7 protein-coding genes are annotated in these 7,562 nt (G+C 46.5%); 3 read left to right on the top strand and 4 right to left on the bottom strand.

Features of this window, described 5'->3' with window-relative positions; all coding sequences use genetic code 11:
* The coding region (locus tag AC4E7D_RS09155) for an aldo/keto reductase (protein ID WP_490173499.1) at nt 1-895 on the bottom strand (895 nt) is incomplete at its 3' end.
* A 51-nt stretch (nt 896-946) separates the two neighbouring features.
* On the bottom strand, nt 947-1,708 hold the full coding sequence (locus tag AC4E7D_RS09150; protein ID WP_490173498.1) for an exodeoxyribonuclease III: 762 nt from the start codon (nt 1,706-1,708) through the stop codon (nt 947-949).
* A gap of 151 nt (nt 1,709-1,859) precedes the next feature.
* Between AC4E7D_RS09150 and AC4E7D_RS09145 the strand changes: the two genes are divergently transcribed.
* Together AC4E7D_RS09145 and AC4E7D_RS09140 are read left to right on the top strand one after the other, a co-directional pair.
* Nucleotides 1,860-2,381 (top strand): hypothetical protein, encoded by a 522-nt coding sequence (locus AC4E7D_RS09145; RefSeq protein ID WP_490173497.1) that lies wholly within the window; start codon nt 1,860-1,862, stop codon nt 2,379-2,381.
* A gap of 29 nt (nt 2,382-2,410) precedes the next feature.
* Nucleotides 2,411-4,492 (top strand): TonB-dependent receptor family protein, encoded by a 2,082-nt coding sequence (locus AC4E7D_RS09140; RefSeq protein WP_490173496.1) that lies wholly within the window; start codon nt 2,411-2,413, stop codon nt 4,490-4,492.
* Here AC4E7D_RS09140 and AC4E7D_RS09135 read toward each other — a convergent pair.
* Complete coding sequence (locus AC4E7D_RS09135) at nt 4,489-6,039, bottom strand: glycine--tRNA ligase (protein ID WP_490173495.1); 1,551 nt, start codon at nt 6,037-6,039, stop codon at nt 4,489-4,491. The two genes, AC4E7D_RS09140 and AC4E7D_RS09135, sit on opposite strands and share 4 nt — an antisense overlap.
* 37 nt (nt 6,040-6,076) lie before the next feature.
* Nucleotides 6,077-6,973 (bottom strand): DUF8428 domain-containing protein, encoded by an 897-nt coding sequence (locus AC4E7D_RS09130; RefSeq protein WP_490173494.1) that lies wholly within the window; start codon nt 6,971-6,973, stop codon nt 6,077-6,079.
* A 255-nt stretch (nt 6,974-7,228) separates the two neighbouring features.
* On the opposite strand from AC4E7D_RS09130, the gene AC4E7D_RS09125 reads away from it, so the two are divergent.
* Nucleotides 7,229-7,562 (top strand): ComF family protein (locus tag AC4E7D_RS09125; protein ID WP_490173493.1); only part of this gene is annotated, 334 nt, incomplete at its 3' end.

The following is a 7,562-nucleotide window of genomic DNA, read 5'->3' as shown; positions in this document are numbered from 1 at the left end:
GGCTATTCACAAAGGCAAGGGCCATTTGGGTCAGTGAGAGGCCATGGCTTTCTGCGAGTTCATAATATTTCTGGGTGGCGATAGTTGCCTGATCGTTCGCGTAACGATTGTAATTAGGGAAGAGGGTTAAACGTGCTTTTGGCGGTTGTTTCCCTCCCAGGTATTTCCCACTCAAAACGCCGAATCCCAGGGGTGAATACGCCAGCAATCCGATCTGCTCACGGATAGATATTTCAGATAGGCCTACTTCGAACAGCCTGTTCAGCAGGCTGTATGGGTTCTGAATGGTAACCATTCGTGGAAGGGTCTCGTGTACCTTGCTTTCTTCGAGAAAGCGCATGGTCCCCCAAGGAGATTCATTGGACAGGCCCACATGTCTTATTTTCCCTGCCTTGATCAGATCCCTCAGGGTTTCCAGTACCTGGTGGATATTGTCTTCCCAAAAATCCTTGAGATTATGGTTAAACCCACGTTGCCCGAAGTAATTGGTATTTCTTTCCGGCCAATGAAGTTGGTAGAGATCGATATAATCTGTTTGCAGCCGCTTTAAACTCCCGTCTACGGCTTCGATCAGGGAATCTCTGCTAAATCCGGTATTTCGGATAAACTTTGTGAATTCTGCCCGCCCGGCGATCTTGGAAGCCAGGACGATATCCTCCCGTTTTCCCCTCTTTTTAAACCAGTTGCCTATGATGATTTCGGTATGGGCATAACGGTCCGGATGGGCCGGGATCGGATACAATTCAGCCGTGTCAAAGAAATTGATCCCCTGTTCCACGGCATAGTCCATTTGGGCAAATCCTTCGGCTTCTGTATTCTGATTTCCCCAGGTCATGGTTCCCAGGCAAATCTTGCTAACTTCGATGTTGGTATGAGGTAATACGGAATAAATCATCGGCTTGGTATCCTGATTTCGGTCGCAAAGGTAGTAATTCCTCCTTCGGCCTTATTGTAGTTCAAGTAGAATCGGGCAGTGGTCGCTGTGCACCGCTTCTGAAAGGATCACGGAACGTTTCAACCGATCTTCCAGAGGCCTGCTGACCATGCCGTAATCCAGCCGCCAGCCCTTGTTTTTTGCCCTGGAATTTGCCCGGTAGCTCCACCAGGTATAGTTATGTGGCAATTTGTTGAAATGCCGGAAACTGTCTATAAACCCACTTTCCAGAAAATTCCCTATCCATTCCCGCTCCACCGGGAGAAATCCGGAAACATTCTTGTTCCTTACCGGATCGTGGATATCGATGGCTTCATGGCAAATATTGTAATCCCCGCAAATGACCAGATTTGGATGGGTCTTTTTCAGCTGGTTGACATAATCCTGAAAGTCATCCATATAGGTCAGTTTGTGGTCCAGCCTGTCAATATTCGTTCCAGAGGGGATATACAGGCTCATTACAGACAGGCCGTTAAAATCAGCCCGCAGGTTTCTGCCCTCATGATCCATATACCCTATCCCTGTACCATATTCTATGTGGTCCGGTGCGGTCTTGGAAAGGATGGCCACCCCACTGTAGCCTTTTTTTTGGGCACTGAACCAATAATTATACCGGTAGCCCGCTTTATGAAAGGGTTCCAGTTCTAGTTGGGATTCCATGGCCTTGATTTCCTGGAGGCAAACCACATCAGGATTTACCTGCTGCAACCAGCCCAGGAAGCCTTTGTTCAGGGCCGCGCGGATTCCATTAACATTGTAAGAGACTATTTTCAAGAGTAGAATTTTGCGCAAAATTAAGGATTGTCTGCTTGTTATACCACCTTTCACTGCACTACCTCGGTCCGGATAGTCCGCAGCGCTGCGAACAGGTGTCACTTCCGATTTTCGATTAGTTGAAGTACCTTTAAAAACTAAAGCATTTCCCATGAAGCGAATCTTATTATGGGTCCCTGTAATGCTGTTCTGCTCCTATGCAACCGCACAGGCCTACCCCATTCTCAGCGATGAACATGAGCTTAAATTCAATATTGGGTTGTTCCTGGCTACCACCACAGTGGACTTCTCATATGAATACTATTTAAGTGAAGATACCAGCCTTGGAGGTACGGTGTATTTCGATAATGAAGGCGAAGATTACAATGGGGATTTCGGGATAGGCCCCAATTTCCGGGCATATTTTGGTTTTAACCCACGGAGTGGATTCTTTGCTGAGGCCTTTGGTCTTTATTATACTGGGGAGGAGGAAATTTCTGTAAATGGGTTGGAGGTACGTTTGGAAGACTACAGCAGCATTGCCCTGGGCCTTGGCCTTGGAAACAAGTGGGTTACGAGGAGCCAAAAGTTTACACTTGAAATTTTCGGAGGCTTTGGCCGCAATATCAATCCTGAAGAGTTCCAGGACAGCTTTATCTACAGAGGGGGTTTGTCTGTAGGGTTTAGGTTTTAATACTTACTTTTGAAGCTTATTTTCGGGAGATGCGATTGGTCTTATTAATTATTCTGATTTCGTTTACAGGTATTTTTATTTGTCCTGCCCAGCTGCTGCCCCAGGATTCGGTTACCCAGCTCGAAGAAGTTATCCTTTACGATCCCCTTAAGAAAAATAAAACATTGGGGATTTCCCCTTCCTCCATCATCCGGGAGAAAGCCTTTCAAAATCACAGTCCCATAGACCTGCAGGCTTCCGTGAATCAAATCTCCGGGGTCTATGTATTGTCTGGCTCCCTTAATACCAACCGGATTACCATTCGGGGGGTGGGTGCAAGGACACCTTTTGGCACTGATAAATTGCGACTATATTTCAACGAAATCCCGGTAACCAACGGGTCGGGATTCTCCACCCTAGAGGCTTTTGATCTGGAGAACCTGCAAAACATAGAAGTGATCAAGGGTCCCAAAGGGACGGGCTATGGCTCAAACCTCGGCGGTGCTATCCTGCTAAATACACGCCCCTATGACAAATCGGAATCTGTTTTGCAGAGCAGCTTCACCCTCGGCAGTTATAACCTTCAGAAAAACAATACCCTTTTCTCCCTGGCAGATGACCACTGGATCCTTGATCTCAATTACAATCACCTAAGAACTGATGGGTACCGCGAGAATAACAATTTTGAACGGGACGGGCTATTGCTGCAAACAGGATATAAATTCAACGAGACCAGACGGCTTTCCTTTTTGCTCAACTATATCGACTATACGGCATATATTGCAAGTTCCCTGGGAGCAACCGATTTTGAAGAAGATCCCACGCAGGCTGCATTTACCTGGGGGCAGGCAAAAGGCTTCGAGTCCAACCGTTACACCCTGCTAGGTATCTCATATTCCGACCAGCTATTCAATACATTGCAGTTTACCCAGAGTGTCTTTTACACCTACCTGGACCACTATGAACCACGACCGTTCAATATCCTGGATGAGTTTACCAATGGGTACGGATTCCGGTCGGTTTTTAACGGACAATTCAGTACCGGATCCCCCTTTACCAACTACACTTTTGGGGCTGAACTCTACAAAGATGAATACGATTGGAGCACCTTTGAAAACCTGTACCGGGACAACAATGGGGAAGGTAGCCTGCAAGGGGAACAGCTCAGTGATAACAAGGAATTCCGCCGGCAGTTCAATGCCTTTGGTTCCCTGAATATGCAGCTAAACAACGCACTGGGACTTCAGCTGGGGCTTAGCCTGAACAAAACAGTATATGACTTCCGGGATCGTTTCAATACAGGAGCTGAAAATAAAAGTGCCCGTCGCAATTTTGACCTCATCGCATTACCCAGTCTTGACCTGCGTTATTCCTTTCCAGGTGGCAATCAGATTTATGCCAACCTAAGCCGGGGTTATTCCAACCCTAACCTTGAGGAGACCCTTACTCCTGAAGGCGTTATCAACCCGGATATCCGTCAGGAGACCGGAATGAATTATGAACTGGGAACCAGAATATCCAGCAGAAATGGCAGCTTCTGGATGACTGCCGCACTCTATCGGATGGACATCAATAACCTTCTGATCGCCGAAAGGGTTGGTGAAGACCAATTTATCGGTAGAAATGCTGGGAAGACCCAACATCAGGGCCTGGAACTGGACATGAATGTGCTTTTTCGCCTATCACCTCATTTTAGGCTGATCCCTTTCCTGAGTTATAGCCTGAGTGACCACAGCTTTGTGGAATTCGTCGATGCCGGTGAAGATTATTCTGGAAATCCGCTTACCGGGGTCCCAAGGCACCGGGCAAATTTTGGTCTTCGTTTTAACCATGAGAATGGATTTTACTGGAACAATACCGTCCAATATGTTGGCGAAATCCCATTACGGGATGATGCTTCTCTCTACAGCGATGCGTTCGGGGTTTACAATACCCGCCTGGGTATGCGAAAAGAACTGGGAACCCAACTTAGTCTTAACCTGAGCTTTGGGGTAAATAATGTATTTGACAAGCGGTATGCCCAGTCTGTTTTGATAAATGCAATTGGATTTGGAGGGAATGAACCGCGCTACTTCTACCCGGGTAACGACAGGAACTACTACGCCAATATTGTCCTCTCCTATAGTCTTTAAATGGCCTCCATCTTGTGAAGCCAGTGCTTCATGTCCACCTCTGAGCGGACAATCTCACTGAGTTCAGGGATCCTTACGCGTTTTTGTTCCATGCTATCCCGGTAGCGGATGGTAACCGTATTGTCTTCCAGGGATTGGTGGTCAACTGTTATACACAACGGAGTACCCACAGCGTCCTGCCTGCGGTAGCGCCTGCCAACAGCGTCTTTTTCGTCATAGGCAATATTGAATTCCCAACGTAGGTCTTCCACGATGTTTTGCGCAATTTCCGGTAAACCATCCTTTTTTACCAAAGGGAGTACGGCGGCTTTTACCGGCGCCAGGACCGCCGGTATTTTCAGGACTACCCTGCTGGTATTGTTTTCCAGGGTTTCTTCCTGATAGGCATGGGAAAGCACGGAGAGGAACATCCGGTCAAGGCCGATAGAAGTTTCTACAACATAAGGCACGTAACTCTCGTTGCGTTCGGGGTCAAAATACTGTAATTTTTTACCCGAATATTTCTCATGGTTAGCCAGGTCAAAATCTGTTCGGGAATGTATCCCTTCCAGCTCTTTGAAACCAAACGGGAAACGGAATTCAATATCTGCGGCCGCATCTGCGTAATGGGCGAGTTTTTCATGGTCATGAAAACGATAGTTCTCTTCTCCCATCCCAAGCGAAAGGTGCCACTTCATCCGCATGTCCTTCCACTTCTCATACCACTCCTTCTGCGTGCCCGGGGCAATGAAAAACTGCATCTCCATTTGTTCAAATTCACGCATACGGAAAATGAACTGACGCGCCACGATTTCGTTTCTAAAAGCTTTACCCACCTGGGCGATACCAAAGGGAATCTTCATGCGTCCAGATTTCTGAACGTTGAGGAAATTCACAAAGATGCCCTGCGCTGTTTCCGGGCGCAGATAAAGTTCAGTGGCACTTTCTGCAGAGGCCCCAAGTTTGGTCCCAAACATCAGGTTAAACTGTTTTACATCAGTCCAGTTCCTGGAGCCAGAAAGCGGACATACGATACCTAATTCTTCGATCAGCAGTTTAACATCGGCAAGGTCTTCCTTTTCCAAAGAGCGGGCCAACCTTTTTAAAATAGCATCGGCCTTTTCCTTGTAGTCCAGTACCCGTTTGTTGGTCGACATGAATTGCTCCTGGTCAAAGGCATCGCCGAAACGCTTGGCGGCCTTCTTCACCTCTTTCTCGATCTTCCCTTCGATCTTGGCAACATAATCTTCTACCAAAACATCTGCCCGGTACCTTTTTTTGGAATCTTTATTATCAATGAGGGGGTCGTTAAAAGCATCCACGTGGCCTGAGGCTTTCCAGGTTGTTGGGTGCATAAATATTGCAGCGTCTATGCCAACGATATTCTGGTTTAGCTGTACCATGGCTTTCCACCAGTAATCCCGAATATTTTTTTTGAGCTCAGCACCGTTCTGAGCGTAGTCATAAACTGCACTGAGTCCGTCGTAGATCTCACTGGATTGGACCACAAAGCCATACTCCTTAGCGTGGGAGATAACTTTTTTAAATACCTCTTCTTGATTTGCCATTGGGCAAAAATAGAATATTAGGTAAAAAGAAAATACTTTATTTCAATTGAAATTCGACGGAAGACAACAATTTCTGATCCTCGAAAACATTAAGGGTGTAGGTGCCGGGTTTAAGAGAGCCTTCCGGGATGGTAATATAGTCACACAAGCTCATTTCCTCGCCCAGGTAGATGAGTTCCACTCGCTTGCTGTAGGTATTGCCCCCAACAGATATGGTATTGGCGTTGTCTGTAATTATCTGCATATCGGGATCCAGGAATTGATAATAAATCACTTTGTCCTGGGTCCGTGCGCCCAGATCAGACTGTATCGTAACACAGCCACGAAGTTTTTCAATAGTAGAGGCTTTGTTGGTTCTGATGGTACGATCTCCTCGAATGCGGAAACCACTGCCCTCTGAATGCTCCAACTTGAGGTAACTTTTAATTTTTAACTCATTGCTCAGTTCCTGGTTCTTCTTTCTAAGCAAGGCCTCAGCTTCTGCCAGGGACATACTTTCACCTCGCAGTTCCTCGATCATCTTACGGGCATCATCATACTTCTGGGTCAGTTGCAAGTTGTTATAGCGGAAAAAATTGTTCTTTAGTTTGATGGAATCGTATTTTGCTTCCAAAATGCGGAGTTCTTTCCGATATTTCTGGAGCCTGTTAACTGTAAAATTAAGACGGCCTACGGAATCGATAAGTTGCTGTACTCGGTAACGGCTATCCTGGAGTTCGATCTCATTTACCTCGTTCAGGGCAGAGAGGCGGTCCACCTCAGTTTTCATGAGCGTCAGGTCTTTCACCAGGAGGGATTTCTCTTCTTCGAGATAGCCAATTCTCGCGCTAGACTGGGCATAACTGTAGTAGAACGCAATCAAGATGCCCAGGATGACAGCCACCAGGGCTGCAAGGATGATCTTGTAGTTGAATTTGTTGTCTTGATGGTCCATGAAGCAGGCTAAGTTATAACGCGAAAATCCCTGAAAAATTTGATCTTCTCCAAGCTATCAAATATAGCAAATGATATCAACAACCTGCTGATACCCAGATTGTGTTTTGGATGTAATGTTCGATTATATCGAGGAGAACAGTTGTTGTGTACCGTTTGTCGAAACCATTTGCCCCTTACCGAATTCGATTTTCATACTGAAAATGCTGTTGATCGGATCTTTTATGGAAGAACGGCAATCCAAAAGGGGGCTGCCTTGCTTTTTTACCAGGAAAAAAGCATTGTCCAAAACCTGATCCACGCCCTGAAATACAAAGGTCAAAAACAAATAGGGGATTACCTGGGGAACTGGATGGGCCCCCTACTGAAAAAGAGCCTTTCCCATGGGGAAATTGATATGGTCATCCCCGTACCCTTGCACAGGAAAAAAAAGCAAAAACGCGGGTACAACCAGGTGGAGGGATTTGGCAGGGCATTAGCCCACCATTTAACTGCAGAGTATCGCAATGACCTGCTCATAAAAACGGCCAATACCAGGACCCAAACCAAAAAAAATCGCTGGTACCGGTGGTTGGGAAGCCAGGAACTCT

The sequence above is a fragment of the Lentiprolixibacter sp. genome (genome assembly GCF_982873095.1).
Note: the sequence above shows the minus strand (reverse complement) of the source record. Positions and strands in the feature narration are given on the sequence as shown.

Coding starts and splice junctions, on each gene's coding strand:
- AC4E7D_RS09145 (WP_490173497.1), top strand. CDS start 1,860: ATGAAGCGAATCTTATTATGGGTCCCTGTAATGCTGTTCTGCTCCTAT.
- AC4E7D_RS09140 (WP_490173496.1), top strand. CDS start 2,411: ATGCGATTGGTCTTATTAATTATTCTGATTTCGTTTACAGGTATTTTT.
- AC4E7D_RS09135 (WP_490173495.1), bottom strand. CDS start 6,039: ATGGCAAATCAAGAAGAGGTATTTAAAAAAGTTATCTCCCACGCTAAG.
- AC4E7D_RS09130 (WP_490173494.1), bottom strand. CDS start 6,973: ATGGACCATCAAGACAACAAATTCAACTACAAGATCATCCTTGCAGCC.